Raw genomic sequence first — 853 nt, forward strand, 5'->3', positions numbered from 1 at the left:
TTAGAGGTCATCTCATTTGGCGAGTCTGCGGTAGCAGATCAGCGTGCAGGCGATACCGACGAAGGCGAGGAAGTGTTCAGCTTTGCGTTCGTAGCGGCGGTGGAGCCGGCGGCTTCCGGTCAGCCAGGCCATGGTGCGCTCGACCTGCCACCGGTGACGTCCCAGCCGTTGGGATGATTCCACGCCCTTGCGAGCAAGGCGGTGGAGGATCCCGCGCCTGCGGAGCCATCGGCGCAGGTGGTCGTAGTCGTATCCCTTGTCGCCGTGGAGCTTGGCCGGCTTGCGCCGCCTGGGACCGCGAGGCGAACGCACCGGTACTATCCCTCGCACTAGAGGTTGCAACGCCTGGCTGTCGTGCAGATTCGCTCCGGAGATGGCCATCGAAAGCGGCAATCCCGCCCGATCGGTGATCAGGTGGATCTTTGCCCCTTTCTTGCCCCGGTCGACAGGATTCGGGCCGGTCAGGTCCCCCCTTTGAGGACCCTCATGTTGACCGAGTCGATTGCGCACCGTGACCAGTCCAGCTCGCCGCGGGAGCCGAGTTCGTCCAGCACCAGACGGTGCAGCTTGGCCCAGACCCGGGCCCGGCTCCATTCAGTGAAACGGCGGTGCGCGGTGGGACCGGAGGGGCCGAAGACCGGTGGGAGCTGGGCCCAGGTGCAGCCGGTGGTGGCCACGAAGATGATCGCGGCCAGCACCTCGCGGTCGCCGTATCTGCGCCGGCCCCCGCCCTGGGGCCTGGTGGGTGCCTGGGGCACCACCTTTTGGAACAGCTCCCACAACCCATCCGGCACCAGTCGTTCGACCATCGACATGGGTCCAGGCTACAGAGAATCCAAATGAGATGACCTCT

General features: G+C 65.7%; 1 protein-coding gene. It reads right to left on the reverse strand.

The window, feature by feature from the left end:
• Window positions 1-12: 12 nt before the first annotated feature.
• Window positions 13-815 (reverse strand): IS5 family transposase gene (locus tag D456_RS0123345; protein WP_152442670.1). Its coding sequence is split into 2 segments (ribosomal slippage): window positions 13-473 and window positions 473-815, totalling 804 coding nucleotides; the frame shifts between segments, so codons are not numbered across the junction.
• Window positions 816-853 lie beyond the last annotated feature (38 nt).

The sequence above is a fragment of the Nocardiopsis kunsanensis DSM 44524 genome (assembly GCF_000340965.1).
In the GTDB taxonomy this organism is placed as follows: domain Bacteria; phylum Actinomycetota; class Actinomycetes; order Streptosporangiales; family Streptosporangiaceae; genus Nocardiopsis; species Nocardiopsis kunsanensis.